The following is a 20,160-nucleotide window of genomic DNA, read 5'->3' as shown; positions in this document are numbered from 1 at the left end:
ATTCCCAAGCTCTATGGGTGCCAGGGGACTTGTGTGTTCAGGAAATGAATGTGCCGAGCCTTGACGCGAGTTCGCATCGGGAGTTCACTCACGCCTCGGTCCATGGCGCCACCCACCCCCAAGCCCCACTACCATGCCGAGAAGGGCAGTTGACCATGATCAGATCGATGGGCAAGCCGGTTCGGGGACCGGTCCGGCTGACGCGACTACTCCTCACGGCGGTTCTCGCCACCGCGAGTCTCACCGGCCTTTCCGAGGGGGCCGCCCAGGCCGCCGGTGAGCAGGTGAGCATCTGGCTCACGACGACCGACGACAGTGGCGGCCGCCACGTCACCCGGGGTCTCCAGCAGCAAAGCCCCGTCACCTTCCAGTCCGGCAATGGCGGCGGTGGCACGAACATCATCGTCGACGAGAACACGCGCTATCAGGCTTTCACCGGTGGCGGCGCGTCCTTCACGGACACCGCCGCCTGGCTGATGAAGGGCTCCGGTGCGCTGTCGCAGACGACGCGCGACGCGACGATGAAGAAGCTGTTCTCTCCCACTGAGGGCATCGGCCTGTCCTTCATCCGCAACCCCATGGGCGGCTCGGACCTGGCCCGCTTCGGCTACACGTACAACGACCTGCCGGCCGGCCAGACCGACCCCACGCTTTCCAAGTTCTCGATAGCGCACGACCTCCAGGACGTGCTGCCGCTGACGAAACAGGCCAAGCAGCTCAACCCGGCCCTCACTACGGTCGCCTCGCCCTGGACGGCTCCGGCCTGGATGAAGGACAGCGGACAGCTCAACGGCGGTTGGCTGAAGTCCGAGAACTACGGCACGTACGCCGACTACTTCGTGAGGTACCTCCAGGCGTGGCGTGACCAGGGCATTCCGGTCGACTACGTCACGCCCCAGAACGAGCCGACGTGCTGCGCCGGCTACCCGTCGATGAGCTGGAACGCCTCGGGTCTCGCGTACTTCACGAAGGACGAACTGCTGCCCGGGCTCCAGGCGGCGGGTCTGCCGACCAAGGTCCTGGCGCACGACTGGAACTGGGACACCTACGACGCGTACGCCGCCCAGACCATCAACGACCCGGCGGTGCGCAGCCACCCCAACTTCGGCGGGATCGCCTGGCACGGTTACGGCGGCAGCGTCTCCGAGCAGAGCGACGTCCACAATCAGTATCCGCAACTGGACGCCTTCCAGACCGAGCACTCCGGCGGGACCTGGATCGCGAACCAGCAGCGCGAGGACATGATGAACATCATCGACTACACCCGTAACTGGGCGAAGTCGGTGACCAAGTGGTCCCTGGCGGTCGACCAGAACAGAGGCCCGCACAACGGCGGCTGCGGCACCTGCGACGGCCTGATCACCGTCCACAACGGCGATGGGCGCCACGGCCAGGTCGACTACACCGTCGAGTACTACACGATGGGCCACCTCACCAAGTTCGTGAAGCCCGGCGCCCACCGGATCGCCTCCACGGCGAGCGCGACCGTCCCGAACGTGGCGTGGCGCAACCCCGACGGCTCCAAGGCCTTGATCGCGTACAACGACTCCTCCGCCGCGCAGACCATGACCGTCAACTGGGGCGGCCAGCGCTACACGTACTCCCTGCCCGGCAAGACGTCCGCGACCTTCACGTGGACGGGGACGCAGACCGGCGACACGGAGCGGAGTGGCGCGCTGGTGGGCCTCGGCGGCAAGTGCCTGGACGTGGCCGGCGGCTCCAGTGCCGACGGTACGCCGGTCCAGCTGTGGGACTGCAACGGCTCCCCGGCGCAGCGCTGGACCGTTCGTTCCGACGGCTCCGTCCAAGCTCTCGGCAAATGCCTGGACGTGACATCGGCATCGACGGCGGACGGTGCGAAAGTCCAGCTCTACGGCTGCAACGGCTCGGGCGCACAGCAGTGGCGCTACGCAGTCGGCGGCGCGGATCTGGTGAACGCGCCCGCCGACAAATGTCTGGACGCGTCAGACAACTCCTCCGCGAACGGCACCCGGGCCCAGATCTGGACATGCACGGGCGCCGCCAACCAGAAGTGGCAGCTGCGGTAGAGCATCGTCCACCTGCTCCGGGCCGCGTTCACGAATGTGGTCCATACCAACCTCTTGACAGGGCGTTTCGTTCACTACTTAAATCACGTAGTGATGTAAGTGCCCCCCTGGGCTCGACTTCTCATCCCCATCCCTGTCGGCGCAGCGACCATTCGGGTTCGCGTGTGCGCCCCTCGCTTGTCATATGCATGCCACAAGCGGTGTCCGTCATGCTCCGTCATGCTCCCTGGAAGGGAGAGTCATGCACCCCCCACGCTTGTCCCGACGCCTGCTGCTGTCTCTCGTCTCGGCCCTCACCCTCGCGTCGCTGTCCACCGGACTTGCACAAGGCGCGTCCGCGCCGCAGCCGCCTGCGACGGCGGCCTCAGAAGCGGCCGCCGTCACCTTCTCCGACGAATTCGACGGACCGGCGGGCTCCGCCGTCGACGGCGGGAAGTGGCAGATCGAGACGGGCGACAACGTCAACAACCACGAGCGGCAGTACTACACCGCGGGCAACCGCAACGCCGCCCTCGACGGCCAGGGCCACCTGGCCATCACCGCCCGCCGTGAGAACCCGGGCAACTACCAGTGCTGGTACGGGAAATGTGAGTACACCTCGGCCCGGCTGAACACGGCCGGCAAGTTCACCACGACGTACGGCCGCGTCGAGGCCCGGATGAAGATCCCGCGCGGACAGGGCATGTGGCCCGCGTTCTGGATGCTGGGCAACGACATCGGCCAGGTCGGATGGCCCAACGCCGGTGAGATCGACGTCATGGAGAACGTGGGCTTCGAGCCGTCCACGGTCCACGGCACCCTGCACGGCCCGGGGTACTCCGGCGCCGGAGGCATCGGCGCCGGCTACACCCTGCCCGGTGGTCAGGCGTTCGCCGACGCCTTCCACACCTTCGCCGTCGACTGGAGCCCGAACGTCATCACCTGGTCCGTCGACGGCACCGTGTACCAGCGACGTACCCCCGCCGACCTCGGCGGAAAGCGGTGGGCCTTCAACAAGCCCTTCTTCCTGATCCTCAACCTCGCGGTCGGCGGCTACTGGCCCGGAGACCCCAACGGCAGCACGGTCTTCCCCCAGCAGCTCCTGGTCGACTACGTACGGGTCAGCACCGACAGCGGTCAGCCGAGCGGCGGCGGTCCGATCACCGGCCTCGGCGGCAAGTGCGTGGACGTGACCGGCGCCAACAGCGCCAACGGCACCCCCGTACAGCTCTACGACTGCAACGGCACCCCCGCCCAGCGCTGGAGCGTGGGCACCGACGGCACCATCCGCGCACTCGGCAAGTGCCTGGACGTGGCCTCGGGAGGCACGGCCGACGGTACGCCGGTCCAGTTGTGGGACTGCAACGGCTCCGCCGCCCAGCAGTGGGCCACCCCCGAAGCCAGGGACATCGTCAACCCGCAGGCGAACAAATGCCTGGACGCCTCGGGCGGCAGCTCGGCCAACGGCACCCGATTGCAGATATGGACCTGCACCGGAGCCGCACATCAGAAGTGGACGGTGTGACTTTCGCCGGTTCGACCGCGGTCGGAAAGCAGCTGCTGACCTACGTCGGCCAGTCCAACGCGAAGCCGGTCTGGCTGGAACTGGGAGGCAAGTCCCCCAACATCGTCTTCCCCGACGCACCGGACCTCGACGAGGCCGCGCGAGTGGCCGCCCTGGGCAGCGTGAGTCCTGCAACACCCGGGGACAGCTGACCGAACATGCGAGTCGTTGTAAGCTCCAGAAATCGCCCTTGACCTGCGGTGAGCAGGCAGGGAGCAGACATATCGGGAGTATTCGCATGCTTCGTACCATGTTCAAGTCCAAGATCCACCGGGCCACCGTCACCCAGGCCGACCTGCACTACGTCGGGTCCGTGACCGTCGATGCCGATCTCCTCGACGCGGCGGACCTGCTGCCCGGGGAGCTGGTGCACATCGTGGACATCACCAACGGGGCGCGGCTGGAGACGTACGTCATCGAGGGGGAGCGGGGCTCGGGGGTCATCGGGATCAACGGGGCCGCCGCGCACCTCGTGCACCCCGGGGACCTCGTCATCCTCATCAGCTACGCGCAGGTCGAGGACGCCGAGGCGCGGGTGTTGAAGCCGCGCGTCGTGCACGTCGACGGAGACAATCGCATCATCGAGCTGGGCGCGGATCCCTCCGCCCCGGTTCCGGGAACGGACCAGGAGCGCAGCCCCCACGCGGTGGCTGTCTGAGGGGGAGTGGACCATGCCGCAGGCCGAGCCGATCGAGTTCGTGGACGACCGCGAGGCGGGGAGGCTGCTGGCCGTCGAGGCCGGCGAGGTGGTCGGCTTCATCGCCTACTTCGCGCTCGCGCAGGCGCCCCACGCCCTCGTGGCGGTCCACACCATCGTCGAGCCGGGGCACGAGGGCCGCGGCATCGCCGGGAACCTGGTGCGGACCTTCTACGGGATCGCGGCGGGCGAGGGCGTGCCCGTGGTCCCGCTGTGCCCGTATGCCGCGAGCTGGGCCGTCAAACACCCCGACGAGGCACCGGTGGCCCCTGACGAGGTCGTGGCGGCCGCCAAGGCGCAGCTCGCCGCGGACTCCGACCTCTGGTGACCGGCCCGTGGGCGGAAGCGCGTCCCTGCTGGTCCCGCTGAGCCGGGGAACGCCGCCCCCGAGAGGGCGGCGTTCCCCGTTCCCGTGCCCGTCGCGTCCTCGTCGTGCGTACCCGCCCGGAACGCGGGAAGGTGGATGGCATGACACAACCGCCCGTGCCCGGACCCGACCCCGTGCCGCAGCCTCCGCTGCCCGGGCCCAAGCCGTTCCCGGAGCCCGATCCCATCCCGCGGCCCCCGCCACCTGCGCCCGGCCCGGTGCCCGAGCCCGATCCGGTGCCGCCGCCGCCCGGTCCCGCACCCACACCGATGCCGGAGCCGCTGGGCTGAGCGCACCGCAAGGACGTGAGCCGGGACCTGGAACACGCCCTCGAGCCGGCGGCTGATCCGGTTGGCGAGGAAGAGGCCCACGACGGCACGCCCGGCCGCGGCCCGGGCGCGCCTCAGACCGTGCGGACTTCCGAGCGGTCGCCGCTCCACAGGGTGTGGTACGAGCCTTCGCGGTCGGTGCGCCGGTAGGTGTGCGCCCCGAAGAAGTCGCGCTGGCCCTGGGTCAGGGCCGCCGGGAGCCGCTCCGAGCGCAGGGCGTCGTAGTACGCCAGCGAGGCCGCGAAGGCCGGTACCGGAATGCCCTGGCGGACCGCGGCCACCAGCACCTCGCGCCAGTCCTCCTGCGCGGCGCCGATCTCCTCGGCGAAGCCGGCGTCCGCCAGCAGACTGGGGAGCTCCGGCCGGGCGTCGTGCGCGGCGCGGATCCGGTCCAGGAAAGCGGCCCGGATGATGCAGCCGCCGCGCCACAGCGAGGCCACGGCGCCCGGGTCCACGCCCCAGCCGTACTCCTCGCTGCCGGCCTGGATCTGATGGAAGCCCTGCGTGTACGAGACGATCTTCGAGGCGTACAGGGCCTGCTCCACCCGGGCCGCGAAGGCGTCCGCGGCCTCGGCACCGAGCGGCGCGGCCTTCGGGCCGGCCAGGCCCCGGGCGGCCGTGCGCAGTTCGCCGTGGCCCGAAACCGCGCGGGCGAACACCGCCTCCGCGATGCCCGACACCGGAACGCCCAGGTCGAGGGCGATCTGCACGGTCCAGCGGCCGGTGCCCTTCTGCTCGGCGGCGTCGGCGACGACGTCCACGAACGGCAGGCCGGTAGCGGCGTCCGTGTGCGCGAGCACCTCGGCGGTGATCTCGATCAGGTAGGAGTCCAGCCGGCCCCGGTTCCAGGAGCGGAAGGTCTCGGCGATCTTCGCGGGGGAGTAGCCCGCGACCTCGCGCAGCAGGTGGTAGGCCTCGGCGATGAGCTGCATGTCGGCGTACTCGATGCCGTTGTGCACCATCTTGACGAAGTGACCGGCGCCGTCGGGGCCCACGTGCGAGGTGCAGGGGGTGCCGTCGGCGGCCTTCGCGGAGATCTTCTCCAGCAGCGGGCCGAGGGAGGCGTAGGACTCCTCGGAGCCGCCGGGCATGATGCTGGGGCCGAGCAGCGCGCCCTCCTCGCCGCCCGAGATGCCGACGCCCACGAAGTGCAGGCCCTGCTCGCGCAGCTCCTTCTCCCGGCGGCGGGTGTCCTCGAAGTGGGCGTTGCCGCCATCGATGATGACGTCGCCCGGCTCCAGGAGCGGGGCGAACTCGCGGATCACGGCGTCGGTGGCCTCGCCGGCCTTCACCATGATGATCAGACGGCGCGGGCGCTCCAGCGCGTCGACGAACTCCTTGGCGGACCCGGCGGCCACGAAGGTGCCCTCGTGGCCGAACTCCTCCACCAGCGCGGTGGTCTTGGCGGCGGTGCGGTTGTGGACGGCCACGGTGAACCCGTTGCGGGCGAAGTTCCGGGCGAGGTTGCTGCCCATGACCGCGAGGCCGGTGACGCCGATCTGGGCCGTGCTGCTGCTCATTGCGTGCGCTCCTGAGTGCTTCGACGGTGCATTCGATGTGCGGAGGAATGCGGGAACACCGACGCTACATCGGCGGAGATCGTTATCGGTGTACCGCTTTCGGCGAGAAATCAACTACCGCTCGGGCGCGTCTTGTTGTGCGCCTTGTCATGGTCCGGTCGCGGCGTTAGGTTGCGAGGTTCCTGATGTCTTCGATGGGGGCTCCCATGGGTGTACGGGGCCGGCACCGCCGGTATCAGCCGGGCAGCATCAACCGGGCATCGCTCGTCGTCACCGCGGGCGGTGCCGGGATCGCGCTCCCCCTGATCGGCGCCGGAGCGGCGCACGCGGCCTCCGCGGACACCTGGAACAAGGTCGCCGCCTGCGAGTCCACCAACAACTGGCACATCAACACCGGCAACGGCTACTTCGGCGGGCTCCAGTTCAGCCAGAGCACCTGGCGCGCCTTCGGCGGCACCGCCTACGCCACCCGCGCGGACCTCGCGACCAGGGAACAGCAGATCGCGGTCGCCGAGAAGGTGCTGAAGGGGCAGGGCCCCCAGGCCTGGCCCGCCTGCGGGAAACAGGCCGGACTCAGCCGCAGCGGCCCGGCGCCGGCGCTCGGTACGCAGGCCAAGGCCTCCTCCGCCCCGGCGCAGCAGGTCCGGCAGCCGCAACAGGCCCAGCAGCCTCCGCAGGCGAAGGGGCAGCCGCAGGGGACCGGAGCGGTCGCGTCGCAGGGCGCCGCGCCCCGCCCGACCGGGACTTCGGTCCTGCCCAACCCGTACGTGGTCGCGCCCGGGGACTCGCTCTCGCTGATCGCCACCGAACAGCACGTCGACGGCGGCTGGCAGGCGCTGTACGAGACCAACCGGGCCACCGTGGGCGGCAACCCCGACCTCATCTTCCCCGGCCAGCGGCTCACCCTGCGCATCACGGCCGCGCCGCCGGCCCCGAACCCCGAGAAGCCGCCGCGTACGGCCGAACCGGTCAAGCCCGTCGAACCGGCGGCGCGGAAACCACAGGAGAAACCCGCGGAGAAACCGGCCGAAAAGCCGGCCGAGAAGCAGGTCGAGAAACCAGCCGAAAAGCCGGCCGAGAAGCCCGTGCCGCAACCCGCCACCGCCCGGCAGGACGCGCCCTCAGGTTACTCCGCCCCCGTGGACGCGGGCCTCGGCACGGCCTACCGCGTCGCCGGTGCGTCCTGGTCCAGCGGCTACCACACGGGAGTCGACTTCCCGGTGGCCACCGGCACCGCCATCAAGGCCGTGGGCCCCGGCCAGGTCGTCTCAGCCGGCTGGGCCGGGGCGTACGGCTACCAGGTCGTCATCCGGCACTCCGACGGCCGGTACTCCCAGTACGCGCACCTGTCGGCGCTCGGAATCAAGGCCGGTCAGCACGTCTCCGGCGGGCAGCGCATCGGCCGCTCCGGTTCCACCGGCAACACGACCGGACCGCACCTGCACTTCGAGATGCGCACCGGACCCGGCTACGGCACCGACATCGACCCGCTGAAGTACCTGCGCGGCCACGGGGTCGACATCTGACCCCGCTGACCCTGCTGAGCCTTCTGACCCCGCTGACCCTGACACCCCTGACCCTGACACCCCTGACCCTGACACCCCTGACCCCGACGACCTCGATGACCCCGCTGAGCGGGACGGCCCCGACGGACTCGAAGGGCGGCCCGAAACGGGGGAGTCGGGGGAATCGGGCGCGTGGGAAACCGGGGACCCCGGGACCGGCGCTCCGGCGTCGGCCGTCGGCGCGGCCGCCCGCTCCGACCGCGGCAACGAGGTGAGCAGGACCAGTCCGGCCCCGGCCAGGGCCGCGCTCACCGCGGCCGCGCCGGCGCCGGCCGCCCCGTAGCGGAAGCCCTCGTCGAACATCGTGATGCCGACCGCCGCCGCGACCACCGGATTGGCCACCGTCACGGTGGCCAGGGGCGCGGCCAGCCCGGCGCCCTGGTAGGCGGCCTGCGACAGCAGCAGGCCGGCGCCGGCGAGGGTGGCCACCGAGGTCAGCTCCGGCCAGAGCGAGACCAGCGCGTCCGGGGCGAACTGCTCCGCCACCGACTTCGTGAACACCGAGGCCATGCCGAAGGCCGTACCGGCGGCCGTGGCCAGCAGCACGCTGCGTGCCGTGGGCCGCCGCCACACGCGCCGCGCGAGCAGCAAGAGCAGGGCGACCCCGCCCCCGGTGGCGGTCAGCAGCATGCTCTGGGCGGCACCCGACAGGGCCCGCTCGGGCCCGCCGTCCCCGCCCGTCAGGGCCAGGAGCCCGGCCAGCCCGACCGTCGTCAGTACGGCCCCGCGCCAGGCGGCGGCGCTCGCCCGGCGGCGTACGAAGAGCGCCGCCATCGGCAGTGCGAAGACGATGGTCAGGGCGCCGAGCGGCTGCACCACACTCAGCGGCCCGTGGGCGAGCGCCACCACGTGCAGCAGTGCGCCGAGGCTGTTCAGCGCGATGGCGGCGTACCAGCCGCCGCGGCGCACGAGGGCGTACGGCCGCCCCGTCGACGCGGACGCGACCCGTTCCTGGACGATCGCCCCGCCCGCGTACGCCACCGCGGACACCAGGCAGAGCAGGACCGAAAGGGCTAGGGCACTCATAGAATCCACAATGCCCGAGACGGGGAGGCTATTCCTCCACCTGGAGGAGTGCACGAGTCAGGCTTGAGGCGTACTCCATCCGCAGTAGACGCGAACGGTCACCCACAGGTTTGGCTTCCACCAGGGGGGATCCGTACACTGACCCTTTTGGGGACTTCCGCAGCAGGCGGACGCGGACGAGTGATCAAGGAACGGCAGCGGGCATGACGGTGACCGAAGACAGCCAGGACTACGGCCACGCCTACGGGCCGGGCATCGACCCCGACCGGCTCGCCCTCTGCCTCAGCGTGCTCGACGAGCTGGACAAGCTCGATGTCGACCACCCCGACGCGATCACCGTACGCCGTGCCACCGCCGGCCTCTACCGGACGGTCAAGCAGCGCCGCCGCCAGGACCGCCGCGCCGCCAAGACCGCCAACGACAAGGCCGTCACCGAGGCGACCGCGACCGGCTCCGCCGAGCGCATCGACGACGAGACCCAGGGCAACGCCCTGAGCGCCGCAGCCAAGGGCCCGATCGCCGGAATACTCCAGCGTCCGCGCTCCTGCTACGTCTGCAAGACCCGCTACGTCGAGGTCGACGCGTTCTACCACCAGCTCTGCCAGGACTGCGCCGCCTTCAACCACGCGCGCCGCGACGCCCGCACCGACCTGACCGGCCGCCGCGCCCTGCTCACCGGCGGCCGCGCCAAGATCGGCATGTACATCGCGCTGCGGCTGCTGCGCGACGGCGCGCACACCACCATCACCACCCGCTTCCCGAGCGACGCGATCCGCCGCTTCAAGGCGATGCCCGACAGCTCCGAGTGGCTGCACCGCCTGAAGATCGTCGGGATCGACCTGCGCGACCCGGCCCAGGTCGTCGCGCTGGCCGACTCCGTGGCCGCCGAGGGGCCGCTCGACATCCTGATCAACAACGCCGCGCAGACCGTACGCCGTTCCCCGGGCGCCTACAGCGAGCTCGTCGCCGCCGAGAACGCCCCGCTGCCGGCCGGCGAGCTGCCGTCCGCCGAGGTCATCGGCACCTTCGGCAGCGGCACCGTGGACCGCGTCGCCGCACTGCCCACCGGTAGGGGCGAGAAGCTCAGCGCCCAGGACATCACCGAGCTGGCCCTGGTCTCCGGCTCGGCCTCGCTGGAGCGCATCGCGGCCGGCACCGCGATCGACGCGGGCGGCCTGGTCCCCGACCTGCACGACACCAACAGCTGGATCCAGACGGTGTCCGAGGTGGACCCCATCGAGCTCCTCGAAGTGCAGCTCTGCAACTCCACCGCGCCGTTCATCCTGATCAGCAAGCTGCGCCCGGCGATGGCCGCGGCCGAGGCCGGCCGCCGCTACGTCGTCAACGTCTCCGCGATGGAAGGCGTCTTCAGCCGCGGGTACAAGGGCGCGGGGCACCCGCACACCAACATGGCGAAGGCCGCGCTGAACATGCTGACGCGCACCAGCGCCCAGGAGATGTTCCAGAAGGACCAGATCCTGATGACCGCCGTCGACACCGGCTGGATCACCGACGAGCGCCCCCACCCGGACAAGATCCGCCTGGCCGAGGAGGGCTTCCACGCCCCGCTCGACCTGGTCGACGGCGCGGCCCGGGTCTACGACCCGATCGTCCGCGGCGAGCTCGGCGAAGACCTGTACGGCGTCTTCCTCAAGGACTACGCGCCCGCCAACTGGTAGGCCGCCGGGCCCCCGCCCCGGCCGGGGGACCCGATCCCGGTCTCCCGGGACCACCACCGGCCCGCCCCGTACGCCGCACCGCACCGCACCGCGCGCCCCCGCTCCCTCTCCGCATCCGCGGGAGGGGCCGGGGGCGCGCCGCGTTGCCCCGACGGGCGAAGAGCGGATCCATCACCCGTATGGCGTCGTCGAGCAGATCAGCCGTTCATCCCTGCCGGATGCCGTACGAGGTCATGAAATCGGGGCGAAAACAAGCGGTCAGGAGTGGATTTTGTCCTTCCATCGAGCGGGGGTGCGCTCATATGTGTACTCTGAGCGACATGAGAGCCCTACCCGGGTACTCGCTCCACCAAGGCGCCACCGCGTCCGGAAACCCTTTATTCCTGTACCGGCCCGCGGTCCGACCGCCTGCCGGGTTACGCGACACAAAGGAGTGCGCGGTGACACCAGAACTGACGAAGACCGACGAAGGGCCGAAGGAACGTACGGGCTCGCGGGACGGCAAGCGCCCCGAGACGCTCGGCAACCTGGAGGTCTGGGCGCGGTCCGCCCCGATCCGCCTCGCAGGCTACGAGGACGACCTCGCCGAGCCGCACATCCTGCCCGGCATCGACTAGTCGCTGCCCCCGGGGGCGTCAAGACCCCCGAGCGTTTCGAGCCCCCGCGCCGACCGGCGCGGGGGCTCGAATGGTTCCCCCGACGCGTACGCCGTCAGCGTCATCGCTGTGGGCGATCAAGGGTTACGCCCGCCCCCCTGCCGGGTCCACGCTTACCTGCATGAAGCTGCTGATGCTGGGCGGGACCGAATTCGTCGGACGCGCGATCACCGAAGACGCCCTGGAGCGCGGCTGGGAGGTGGCCGTCTTCCACCGCGGGCACCACGCACCACCGCCCGGAACCGCGGCCCTGCACGGGGACCGCACCGCCCCCGGCGGCCTGGACGCGCTCGCCGAGGGGGAGTGGGACCTCGTCGTCGACACCTGGGGCGGCGCCCCCACTGCCGTCCGCGACAGCGCCCGGCTCCTCGCCGACCGCGTGGGCCGGTACGCGTACGTGTCCAGTCGCTCCGTGTACTCCTACCCGGCCCCGGCCGGGCTGGACGAGGACGGCCCGCTGGTCGACGGCTCGCCCGACGCCGGGGCCACCGCCTACGCCGAGGACAAGCGCGGGGCCGAGCTGGCCGTCCTGGACGCTTTCGGGGACCGCGCCCTGCTGGCCCGGGCCGGGCTCATCCTCGGCCCGTACGAGAACGTCGGCCGGCTGCCCTGGTGGCTCAACCGCGTCGCCAGGGGCGGCCCGGTACTCGCCCCCGGTACGCCCGGCCTCCCGCTCCAGTACATCGACGTGCGCGACCTCGCGCGCTGGACGCTGGACGCCTCCGAGGCCGGACGCGGCGGCCCCTTCAACGTCGTCTCCCCCCTCGGTCACGCCACGATGGGCACCCTCCTCGACGCCTGCGCGGCCGCGACGGGCGGCGCTGCCGAGTTCCGCTGGACCGACCCGGCTCGGATCGCGGAAGCAGGCGTGGCGCCCTGGACCGAGCTGCCCATCTGGCTCCCCGAGGGCGAACTGCACGACTTCATGTTCGGCGGCGACGTCACCAAGGTGCTCGCCGCGGGCCTGAAGTGCCGGCCGGTCGAGGAGACGGTCGCCGACACCTGGGCCTGGCTCCGCGGGCTCCGCGGGGCCGCGCCGCAGCGCCCCGACCGGCCGGCCCCGGGCATATCGCCGGAGAAGGAGGCCGCACTACTCGGGCTCTGAGGGCCCGCCGCCCCGGCGCGGCGCCCGCGCGGCACGGGAACCGGGCTCCTTCGCGAGCCGGGTCGCCGGCAGGTACTCGCGCACCAGCGTCCGGTGCCACCACGCCCCCGTCTCGCGCAGCTCCCGCCAGGTCGTGAACCGGTAGCGGTACAGCCGTGCCCGGACGAAGCGCGGCGGGGCGTCCGGGAAGGGGTTGTGGCGGATCAGCCGCAGCGTGTCCCGGTCGCCGGCCAGCAGCCGCTCGACGAACGGCCCGAACCAGTCCCGCGCGTAGGCGGGGGAGAGCGCCGCGAACCACATCAGCCAGTCCAGCCGCAGGTGGTACGGGGCGAACTGGCGCGGGATCCGGCGCACTTCGCCCGGCTTCCCCTTGAACCCGTACTCCCGCCACGCGCCGTCCTCCCGGGGCGCCCGGTCGGCGGTGCCCTCCACCACCACCTCCTCGCGGATCCGCCCCACCGTGCCGAACGCCCCGTAGGCGTTGACCAGGTGGAGCGGGTCGAAGGAGCGGTTCATCACCTGGCGGCGCGAGATCATGTTGACCACCGGGTGCCGGCTCAGGACCAGCACCAGCGCGGTCACCGCGCACACGAGGACCACGTACCAGAGCGGACCGGTCCGGGAGGCCGCTTCCGGTGGCGCGCCCACGGCGGGGTCGGCCGTGAACACGCCGAAATCGACGGCCGGCAGGGCGAGCGTGATCGTCAGCCAGTTCAGCCAGGCGAAGTTTCCCGACAGCACCAGCCACAGCTGCGTCGCCACGATGGCGGCGGCCGCGTACGAGGCCACGGGCTGCGGGGCGAACAGCAGGACCGGGACGACCAGCTGGGTCACGTGGTTGGCGGCGCACTCCACCCGGTGCACCGGCTTCGGCAGGTGGTGGAAGAACCAGCTGAGCGGTCCCGGCATCGGCTGCGTCTCGTGATGGAAGTACAGGCAGGTGAGTTTCCGCCAGCAGGCGTCGCCCCGCATCTTGATCAGCCCCGCGCCGAACTCCACCCGGAAGACCACCCAGCGCAGCAGCCACAGCACCAGCACCGGCGGCCCGGCCCGCGCGTTGCCGAGGAAGACGGCCAGGAAACCGGCCTCCAGCAGCAGCGACTCCCAGCCGAAGGAGTACCAGGTCTGCCCCACGTTCACGATGGACAGGTACAGCACCCACAGCAGCGCCCACACCGCCATCGCCGCGCCCAGCGGCACGCGGTCCCCGGCCCCGGCGGCGAGGGCGGCCGCCAGTAGGGCCCCGGTCCAGGCGCAGGCGGCGAAGAACCGGTCACTGTAGTGGAGCTGGAACAGGCTCGGGGCGCGCCGGAACGGCACGTGGCGCACGTACCGCGGCACGGGCAGCATGCCGTTGGCTCCGATGAGCGCCCTGAACTGCAGGGCGGCCCCGGCGAAGGCGACCAGGTAGACGCCGGCCAGGGCCCGCTGGAAGATCAGCCGGCCCAGCCAGTATCCGGGCGCCGTGAACCAGTCCATCGCCTCCAGTATCCGGCGGGCCGGGGCTCCACGGCCAGCTTGCGGACGTGGCGTCCGAGCAGGCGGGCGTAGCGCAGCTGGAGGAAGGGGATCACCGGGCCCGCGAGCCGGGTGTACCAGCTCGCGGGGCGGCTGAAGGCGGTGACCTCGAACCACACCGCGCCGGCCGCGTCCATGTCGACGACGAAGGACTCCTCGCCGCTTTCGGGGTGGCCGCTCAGGGTTCCGTAGGCGAACCCGGTCCGCCGGGGTTCGTACGCCGTCCAGATCACCTCGCACGGAGCGTCGATCCGCAGCGGGCCGATGCCGATGCCGACGACCACCCGGTCGCCGGGACGGACGGGCCGGCCGGGGCCCGTCACGGCCTCGACGAGCATGCCGGAGCCGCGGTGCGCGCGGAAGGTGGTGACGGCCTCGCCGGCGGCGGCGAAGGCGGCCCGGCCGTATCCGACCCGGGTGCGGTGGTGGGTGAAGTGGTATCCGGCGGGGAGCGGCCTGCGGGCCGTGGCTCCCCGGTCGGGGTAGTTGAAGGTGCTGCGGCCTTCGCCGATGAGGCGGGTCATGTCACGGTCTCCGTTCGGGGAGCTCGGCCGGCGGTCAGCCGGCGCCAGGCGAGCAGGGAACACAGGGCGAATCCGAGGGCGTTGCCGAGACCGTGGGTCGCGGCCATCCAGGTCAAGGTGGGGTGCGTGATCCCGGTGGCCTCGCCGAGCGCCCACCACAGGGCGAGCAGCATGGTGGCCACCAGTACGGCGGCCGAGACCGAGAGCAGCGCGCCGGTGAGCCGGTCTCGGTCGCCGGCGCCGGGGCGGATGTCCCGCCAGGTCAGCAGGGCCACCGCCCACATCCCGCCGGTCAACGTCACCGCGCCCACCAGCTCGGCCCAGTCGTCGACGAAGTAGCCGAGGAGGACGAGGAGGGTGCCCGCAGGAACGCTGTACGCGGCCCATCGGGCGAGTCGGCCGGGCGAGGCGGCCCGGCACACGAGCCCGGCGACGAGGGCGGCCGTGAAGCCGGCGAAGTGGAAGTGCGGCACGGTCAGCGCCAGGATGTCGAGGTCGAATCCGAAGAGCCGGTATCCGGCGCGTTCGGCCACCAGCGCCGTTCCGGCGACCGAGGGCGAGACCAGCGCGGTGAGCACGGCGGCCTCGGCGGGAGCGAGACGGCCCGGGCCCTGTCGGAGCGGGCCGGTCCGCAGCAGCCGGGCCGGGGCCCTGGCCGCCAGGGAGACGGTGGCCGCCGCGTACAGTGCGGCGAGGATCGTGGCGGGGGCGCCGCGCGGCAGCCAGAGGCACACCGCGCCGGGGGCCGCGAGCAGCGGCCAGAGCCGGGCCGTGCGGCGCAGCCGGACCGGGTCGATCAGGCGCAGGCCGCCCGGGACCACGTAGAGCATGCCCAAGGTGACGATCAGATTCACCAGCACCGTCACCTTGGACTCCCCTCCCCGGGTGAACACTTTGAACGCGTTCAGCTCACGGTCGTGAGCTTAGAGGGTTCCTTGAACATGTTCAATACTGGGTCGGGCTCCCGGCCCTCCGGTTGCGGTGAACGCGTACATACGGCAGACAAGAGGGAGCAACCGGGGCGAACAGGGAGATGCAACGTGCACGCACCGACACGTCGTCAGGCGCCGCGTCGTCACGCACCGGCCCGCGCGGCCCTCTTCACGGTCCTCGGACTCTTCGCCGCGGCCTGCGGCGCCTCCGGAGACGAGGGACAGACCAAGGGCGCCGCCGCCGAAAGCCAGGAGGTCCACCTCCAGCCCGTCGCCTCGGCCGGCCCCGACCCCTTCACCTCCTCCTCCGCCACCGCCGAGTCCGCACCCGTGCAGCCCCCGCTGCCCAACCCGACCGGACAGGGCATCCGCACCATCAACGCGGCCACCCCCGGCCTGTACGGCGGAACCCAGCGCCTCGGCAGCTGCGACGTCGAAGCCCAGGTCCAGTCCCTCACCGTGGACGACGCCAAGGCCCGGGCCTTCGCCGAGGCCTCCCAGGTGGAGCGGACGCAGATCCCCGAGTTCCTGCGCGGCCTGACCCCGGTCGTCCTGCGCGCCGACACCCGGGTGACCAACCACGGGTTCGCCGACGGCAACCCGAACGCCTTCCAGTCCGTCCTCCAGGCCGGCACGGCCGTCCTCGTCGACGACCACGGAATGCCCCGGGTCCGCTGCGCCTGCGGAAACCCGCTGGCCGCGCCGCGCACCGCCACGGGTGCCCCCGTGCTCAAGGGCGACGCCTGGACCGGCTACCAGCCCAACCAGGTCGTCGTCATCGAGCCGACCGCGCAGGTGATCAACAACCTGGTGATCGTCAACATCGCCAACAACACCTGGATCGAGCGCAAGACCGGCGACGACGGAGCCCAGGACCGCGCCCCGCGGAACCCGCCCCCGTACGACCCGGGCGAGGGCATCCCCGCCGGGCCAGCCACCCCGCCCGGCACCACGCCGGGCGATCCGTGCCCGACCCCGGACAGCAACAGCCTCGCCCGCACCTCGCCGCCCACCACCGGCGCCGCCCCGAGCCAGGCTCCCGCCCCCGGCGCGTCCGACTGCCCACCGAGCTCCCCGCAGACCGTGCCGAACACCCCCGCGGCCCCCACGCAGCCGCCGACGGCCCCGCCGCCCGGCACCGGCCTGCCCCCGAACACCCCCACCGACATCCCCTCGGACGCACCCACGGACGCACCCACGGACCTCCCGTCCGACCTGCCCGGCCAGACGCCCGGCGACCAGGGGATCCCGGTGGGCCCCGACGGCGTGTCCCCGCAGCCGAGCGACCCCCACGCGCCCTACGACCCGAACACCGACCCGAGCACCGACCCGTACGCCGATCCCTACGCGGTCCCCGACCAGCAGAGCACGCCGCCGTACGACGCCCCGTACCTGGAGAGCGCCTGACCGGCCGGTGTGTCATGGTGGACCGGTGCCGACCGCCGTATCGCTGCCGGACGACTGGCCCGCGCACGCGGACCGGTCGCTCGCGCTGAATCGCATGGGCAGTTTCGACTGGGACCTGGTCACCGGTCTCATGCACATGGACTCCGCCGGTCTCGACGTCTTCGACACCACCCCCGCGGAGTACGACGGCCGGCCCGAATCCCTCGCGCCGCGCGTCCCGCCCGCCGAGGCCGTCCGGCTCGACGCCCTCGTCTCCTCGGCCCTCAAGAGCGGCGTGGACAGCTACGGCGCCTACTTCCGCATCCGCTGCCACGACGGCCGGCTGCGCTGGACGCACACCCAGGGCCGCGTCGTGCGCGGTCCGCAGGGCCGCCCGTACCGGATCATCGGCATCGTCCGCGACGCCACCGAGGAACTCAGCCATTCCGCCGAACGCCTCGGGCTCGACGAGGAGCGCCGCCGCCAGACGTCCGTGGTCGAGAGCACCACCGCCGCGCTCGCGCACGCCCGTACCGTCCAGGACGTCATCGACGCGCTCGGCGACGCCCACGGCCTGGAACGGCTCGGCTCCATGGGCATGGTCATGGGCCTGGTCGAAGCCGGCCGGATCCACCTCGTGGCCGAGGGCCCGGCGGGCAGTTTCGTCCCCGGCACCCGCTACACCCGCATCGACGAGCAGTACCCGATGAGCGAGGTCGTCCGCTCGCTCCAGCCGCGCTTCCTGGACTCCGCGGCCGAGTTCGCCTCCGGGTACCCCGGGCTCTGGGCGCAGATCTCGTACATGCACATCTCGGCGGCCGCCTACCTGCCACTGATCGCCCAGGCCCGTCCGATCGGCGCGATCGGCCTGCTCTACCAGGACAAGGACGGCTTCACCCAGGAAGAGCGGAACCTGCTCGTCGCGCTCGGCAGCAGCATCGCGCAGAGCCTGCAGCGGGCGATGCTCCTGGAGCAGGAGCACGACCTGGCGGAAGGGCTGCAGCAGGCGATGCTGCCGCGCCGCATCCCCTCCGTGCCGGGCGCCGAGATCGCCGTACGGTACCGCTCGGCCCGGATGGGCCAGGACATCGGCGGCGACTGGTACGACGTCATCCCGCTGCCCGGAGGCCGGGTCGGCGCCGTCATCGGCGACGTCCAGGGACACGACACCCACGCGGCCGCCGTCATGGGACAGCTGCGGATCGTGCTGCGCGCCTACGCCGCCGAAGGGCACTCGCCGGCCACCGTCATGGCGCGGGCCTCCGTCTTCCTGCACGAGCTGGACACCGACCGCTTCGCGACCTGCACGTACGTCGAGGCCGACCTCGCGACCGGGGTGCTGCAACTGGTCCGGGCTGGCCACATCGACCCCCTGCTGCGCACCCGCGACGGGGGCTGCGAGCGCCTCGCGCTGGAGGGCGGGATGCCGCTCGGGCTGTCCGCGGAGTTCGGGCGGCTGGAGTACCCGGTGACCACGGTCGAGATGGGCCCGGGAGAAACGCTTCTGCTGTGCACGGACGGCCTGGTGGAACAGCCCGGCGCCGACCTCGACGACGGCATCCGGTTCCTCGCCTCCCTCGTCCGCACCGGACCGGCGGACCTGGCCAGCCTCGCCGACCGGCTGTGCGAGGTCGTCGACGACCGCGGCGGCGACGACGACATGGCGCTGCTCCTGCTCCGCCGCGAGGCCGCGGCCGCCCCGCAGGGCGGCGGCCGCCTCCAGCAGCACGTGGCCCCCGGCGACCCGGAAGCCCTGGTGTCGGCCCGCCACATGATCGGCGCGGCGGTACGGGCCTGGGGCGCGCGGGACCGGGCAGACGAGATCGAACTGATCGCGGACGAGCTCATCGTCAACGCCCTCATGCACACGGACGGCCCGGCGATCGTGACCCTGCGCGTCCTCAACGGTCCCGTACGCCGGCTCCGGGTCGAGGTGGAGGACCGCTCCTCCGCCCTGCCCAGACGGCGCGAGGCGGGGGACTCCGGGGTCTCGGGCCGTGGCCTGATGCTGGTGGACCGGCTCGCCGACGTCTGGGGCGTGGAGTCGCGGGGGAGCGGCAAGTGCGTGTGGTGCGAGTTCACGCTGCCGTGACCCGGGCGGCCCGGCCTCCTGGGGCGAGCGGGGGCGAGCCTGGGGCGAGACGGCCTTCCGGGCCCCACGCCGCGGCCCTCGCCCACGGCCGGCTCACCGGGCCCCGCGACCGGATCGGCTCCCCGGGCCCCGTCCCCGGCTCGCGCTTCGCCTGAGGGCGCGGCAGGCTGGGGACATGCCCGAGCTGCCCGAGGTCGAGGCCCTGCGGGAGTTCCTCGACGAACACCTCGCCGGGCGGGTGGTCGAGCGCGTCCTCCCGCTCGCCGTGAGCGTCCTCAAGACGTACGACCCGCCGCTGACCGCGCTCGAAGGGCAGATGGCCGGGGCCACCGCCCGGTACGGGAAGTTCCTCGCCCTGCGGATCGGCGAGCTCCACCTCGTCACCCACCTCGCACGGGCCGGCTGGCTGCGCTGGATCGACGACGTTCCGGCGCAGCCGCCGCGCCCCGGCAAGGGGCCGCTCGCGCTGCGCCTCGTACTCGAGGGCGGCGGCGGCTTCGACCTCACCGAGGCGGGCACGCAGAAGCGCCTGGCCGTGTACGTGGTCCGCGACCCCCGGGAGGTCCCGGGCATCGCCCGGCTCGGCCCGGACCCGCTCGCCGAGGAATTCGACCGGGCGGCCTTCGGTGCGCTGCTCGCCGGTGAACGGCGGCAGATCAAGGGGGTGTTGCGCGACCAGAGCGTCATCGCGGGCATCGGCAACGCGTACAGCGACGAGATCCTCCACCACGCCAAGGTGTCCCCCTTCAAGCTGGCCGCCTCCTTCGACGAGGCACAGGTGGACCACCTCTACGAGGCCGTACGGGAGACCCTGCGCTCGGCGGTCGAACGGGCGCACGGGGTGGCCGCCGGGCGGCTGAAGGCCGAGAAGAAGAGCGGGCTGCGGGTGCACGGCCGCGCGGGGGAGCCGTGCCCGGTGTGCGGGGACACCGTCCGCTCGGTGTCCTTCGCCGACTCCTCGCTCGAGTACTGCCCCACCTGTCAGACCGGCGGCAAACCGCTCGCGGACCGCCGGCTGTCCCGACTGCTCAAGTAGCCCGCCCTCATCGTGACGGTCGGGAGCAGCGTGCCGCGTGCCGCGACCGGGGGTCCGGTCCGGCGAGTGGCCGAGGTCCGGCGGTGGCCGAAGGCGTCGTGCTTGCGTGACCCGGCGCTAGTGCTGCTCCGCGGAAG

The 20,160-nt window shown here is 72.1% G+C and carries 15 protein-coding genes and 2 pseudogenes; 12 read left to right on the top strand and 5 right to left on the bottom strand.

Features of this window, described 5'->3' with window-relative positions; translation table 11 throughout:
• Positions 1-167 precede the first annotated feature (167 nt).
• The 5 genes and pseudogenes from J7E97_RS03765 to J7E97_RS03745 all read left to right on the top strand — a co-directional run bounded on the left by J7E97_RS03765 (position 168) and on the right by J7E97_RS03745 (position 4,616).
• Positions 168-2,048 carry a ricin-type beta-trefoil lectin domain protein gene (locus J7E97_RS03765; RefSeq protein ID WP_215022206.1) on the top strand — a complete coding sequence of 627 codons (1,881 nt, stop codon included), beginning with the start codon at positions 168-170 and terminating at the stop codon, positions 2,046-2,048.
• A 241-nt stretch (positions 2,049-2,289) separates the two neighbouring features.
• Positions 2,290-3,552, top strand: coding sequence for a glycoside hydrolase family 16 protein (locus J7E97_RS03760; protein ID WP_215022204.1), 1,263 nt, complete (start codon positions 2,290-2,292; stop codon positions 3,550-3,552).
• Positions 3,537-3,710: pseudogene (locus tag J7E97_RS35510) on the top strand (aldehyde dehydrogenase family protein); the annotation flags it as partial. The gene J7E97_RS03760 and the pseudogene J7E97_RS35510, both read left to right, overlap by 16 nt.
• 119 nt (positions 3,711-3,829) lie before the next feature.
• Positions 3,830-4,249 (top strand): aspartate 1-decarboxylase, encoded by a 420-nt coding sequence (gene panD / locus J7E97_RS03750; RefSeq protein ID WP_073772810.1) that lies wholly within the window; start codon positions 3,830-3,832, stop codon positions 4,247-4,249.
• A gap of 13 nt (positions 4,250-4,262) precedes the next feature.
• A complete protein-coding gene (locus J7E97_RS03745; RefSeq protein ID WP_215022199.1) occupies positions 4,263-4,616 on the top strand; it encodes a GNAT family N-acetyltransferase in 354 nt (117 codons plus the stop codon).
• 442 nt (positions 4,617-5,058) lie between these two features.
• On the opposite strand, the gene gndA is transcribed toward J7E97_RS03745, so the two are convergent.
• Positions 5,059-6,504, bottom strand: coding sequence for an NADP-dependent phosphogluconate dehydrogenase (gndA, locus tag J7E97_RS03740; RefSeq protein WP_215022197.1), 1,446 nt, complete (start codon positions 6,502-6,504; stop codon positions 5,059-5,061).
• A gap of 206 nt (positions 6,505-6,710) precedes the next feature.
• Here gndA and J7E97_RS03735 point away from each other — a divergent pair, with 206 nt between their 5' ends.
• Positions 6,711-8,030, top strand: a complete 1,320-nt coding sequence (locus J7E97_RS03735) for a transglycosylase family protein (protein ID WP_215022195.1) — start codon at positions 6,711-6,713, stop codon at positions 8,028-8,030.
• A gap of 291 nt (positions 8,031-8,321) precedes the next feature.
• Here the strand turns inward: J7E97_RS03735 and J7E97_RS35505 are convergent.
• Positions 8,322-9,095, bottom strand: a pseudogene (locus tag J7E97_RS35505) (DMT family transporter); the annotation flags it as partial.
• A gap of 203 nt (positions 9,096-9,298) precedes the next feature.
• Between J7E97_RS35505 and J7E97_RS03725 the strand changes: the two are divergent.
• From J7E97_RS03725 to J7E97_RS03715, 3 genes are all read left to right on the top strand, one after another.
• The gene (locus J7E97_RS03725) at positions 9,299-10,774 is read left to right on the top strand and encodes an SDR family oxidoreductase (protein ID WP_215022193.1); all 1,476 of its coding nucleotides are present in this window, start codon (positions 9,299-9,301) and stop codon (positions 10,772-10,774) included.
• Between the two features lie 440 nt (positions 10,775-11,214).
• Entirely contained in the window at positions 11,215-11,391 is a 177-nt protein-coding gene (locus J7E97_RS03720; protein ID WP_215022185.1) for a hypothetical protein, read from the top strand.
• Between the two features lie 160 nt (positions 11,392-11,551).
• Positions 11,552-12,535, top strand: coding sequence for an NAD-dependent epimerase/dehydratase family protein (locus J7E97_RS03715; RefSeq protein WP_251053765.1), 984 nt, complete (start codon positions 11,552-11,554; stop codon positions 12,533-12,535).
• Here the strand turns inward: J7E97_RS03715 and J7E97_RS03710 are convergent.
• From J7E97_RS03710 to J7E97_RS03700, 3 genes are read right to left on the bottom strand one after another with little or no spacing between them, the layout of a single operon-like run.
• A complete protein-coding gene (locus tag J7E97_RS03710) occupies positions 12,521-14,014 on the bottom strand; it encodes a lipase maturation factor family protein (protein WP_215022184.1) in 1,494 nt (497 codons plus the stop codon). The genes J7E97_RS03715 and J7E97_RS03710 overlap by 15 nt on opposite strands.
• On the bottom strand, positions 13,972-14,577 hold the full coding sequence (locus tag J7E97_RS03705) for a DUF1990 family protein (protein ID WP_215022182.1): 606 nt from the start codon (positions 14,575-14,577) through the stop codon (positions 13,972-13,974). Before J7E97_RS03705 ends, J7E97_RS03710 begins: the two co-directional genes overlap by 43 nt.
• A complete protein-coding gene (locus tag J7E97_RS03700; RefSeq protein ID WP_215022180.1) occupies positions 14,574-15,443 on the bottom strand; it encodes a YndJ family protein in 870 nt (289 codons plus the stop codon). Before J7E97_RS03700 ends, J7E97_RS03705 begins: the two co-directional genes overlap by 4 nt.
• A gap of 174 nt (positions 15,444-15,617) precedes the next feature.
• Here J7E97_RS03700 and J7E97_RS03695 point away from each other — a divergent pair, with 174 nt between their 5' ends.
• The 3 genes from J7E97_RS03695 (at position 15,618) to J7E97_RS03685 (ending at position 20,023) form a co-directional block, all read left to right on the top strand.
• Entirely contained in the window at positions 15,618-16,916 is a 1,299-nt protein-coding gene (locus J7E97_RS03695; RefSeq protein WP_215022178.1) for a DUF6777 domain-containing protein, read from the top strand.
• A 7-nt stretch (positions 16,917-16,923) separates the two neighbouring features.
• Complete coding sequence (locus tag J7E97_RS03690; RefSeq protein WP_215022176.1) at positions 16,924-18,987, top strand: SpoIIE family protein phosphatase; 2,064 nt, start codon at positions 16,924-16,926, stop codon at positions 18,985-18,987.
• A gap of 175 nt (positions 18,988-19,162) precedes the next feature.
• The gene (locus J7E97_RS03685) at positions 19,163-20,023 is read left to right on the top strand and encodes an Fpg/Nei family DNA glycosylase (protein ID WP_215022174.1); all 861 of its coding nucleotides are present in this window, start codon (positions 19,163-19,165) and stop codon (positions 20,021-20,023) included.
• Positions 20,024-20,160: the final 137 nt, after the last annotated feature.

The sequence above is a fragment of the Streptomyces sp. ISL-66 genome, assembly GCF_018614135.1.
GTDB lineage: Bacteria > Actinomycetota > Actinomycetes > Streptomycetales > Streptomycetaceae > Streptomyces.
This window is presented reverse-complemented; position numbering and strand designations above follow the sequence as displayed.

Coding starts and splice junctions, on each gene's coding strand:
- J7E97_RS03765 (WP_215022206.1), top strand. CDS start 168: ATGGGCAAGCCGGTTCGGGGACCGGTCCGGCTGACGCGACTACTCCTC.
- J7E97_RS03760 (WP_215022204.1), top strand. CDS start 2,290: ATGCACCCCCCACGCTTGTCCCGACGCCTGCTGCTGTCTCTCGTCTCG.
- panD (WP_073772810.1), top strand. CDS start 3,830: ATGCTTCGTACCATGTTCAAGTCCAAGATCCACCGGGCCACCGTCACC.
- J7E97_RS03745 (WP_215022199.1), top strand. CDS start 4,263: ATGCCGCAGGCCGAGCCGATCGAGTTCGTGGACGACCGCGAGGCGGGG.
- gndA (WP_215022197.1), bottom strand. CDS start 6,504: ATGAGCAGCAGCACGGCCCAGATCGGCGTCACCGGCCTCGCGGTCATG.
- J7E97_RS03735 (WP_215022195.1), top strand. CDS start 6,711: ATGGGTGTACGGGGCCGGCACCGCCGGTATCAGCCGGGCAGCATCAAC.
- J7E97_RS03725 (WP_215022193.1), top strand. CDS start 9,299: ATGACGGTGACCGAAGACAGCCAGGACTACGGCCACGCCTACGGGCCG.
- J7E97_RS03715 (WP_251053765.1), top strand. CDS start 11,552: ATGAAGCTGCTGATGCTGGGCGGGACCGAATTCGTCGGACGCGCGATC.
- J7E97_RS03710 (WP_215022184.1), bottom strand. CDS start 14,014: ATGGACTGGTTCACGGCGCCCGGATACTGGCTGGGCCGGCTGATCTTC.
- J7E97_RS03705 (WP_215022182.1), bottom strand. CDS start 14,577: ATGACCCGCCTCATCGGCGAAGGCCGCAGCACCTTCAACTACCCCGAC.
- J7E97_RS03685 (WP_215022174.1), top strand. CDS start 19,163: ATGCCCGAGCTGCCCGAGGTCGAGGCCCTGCGGGAGTTCCTCGACGAA.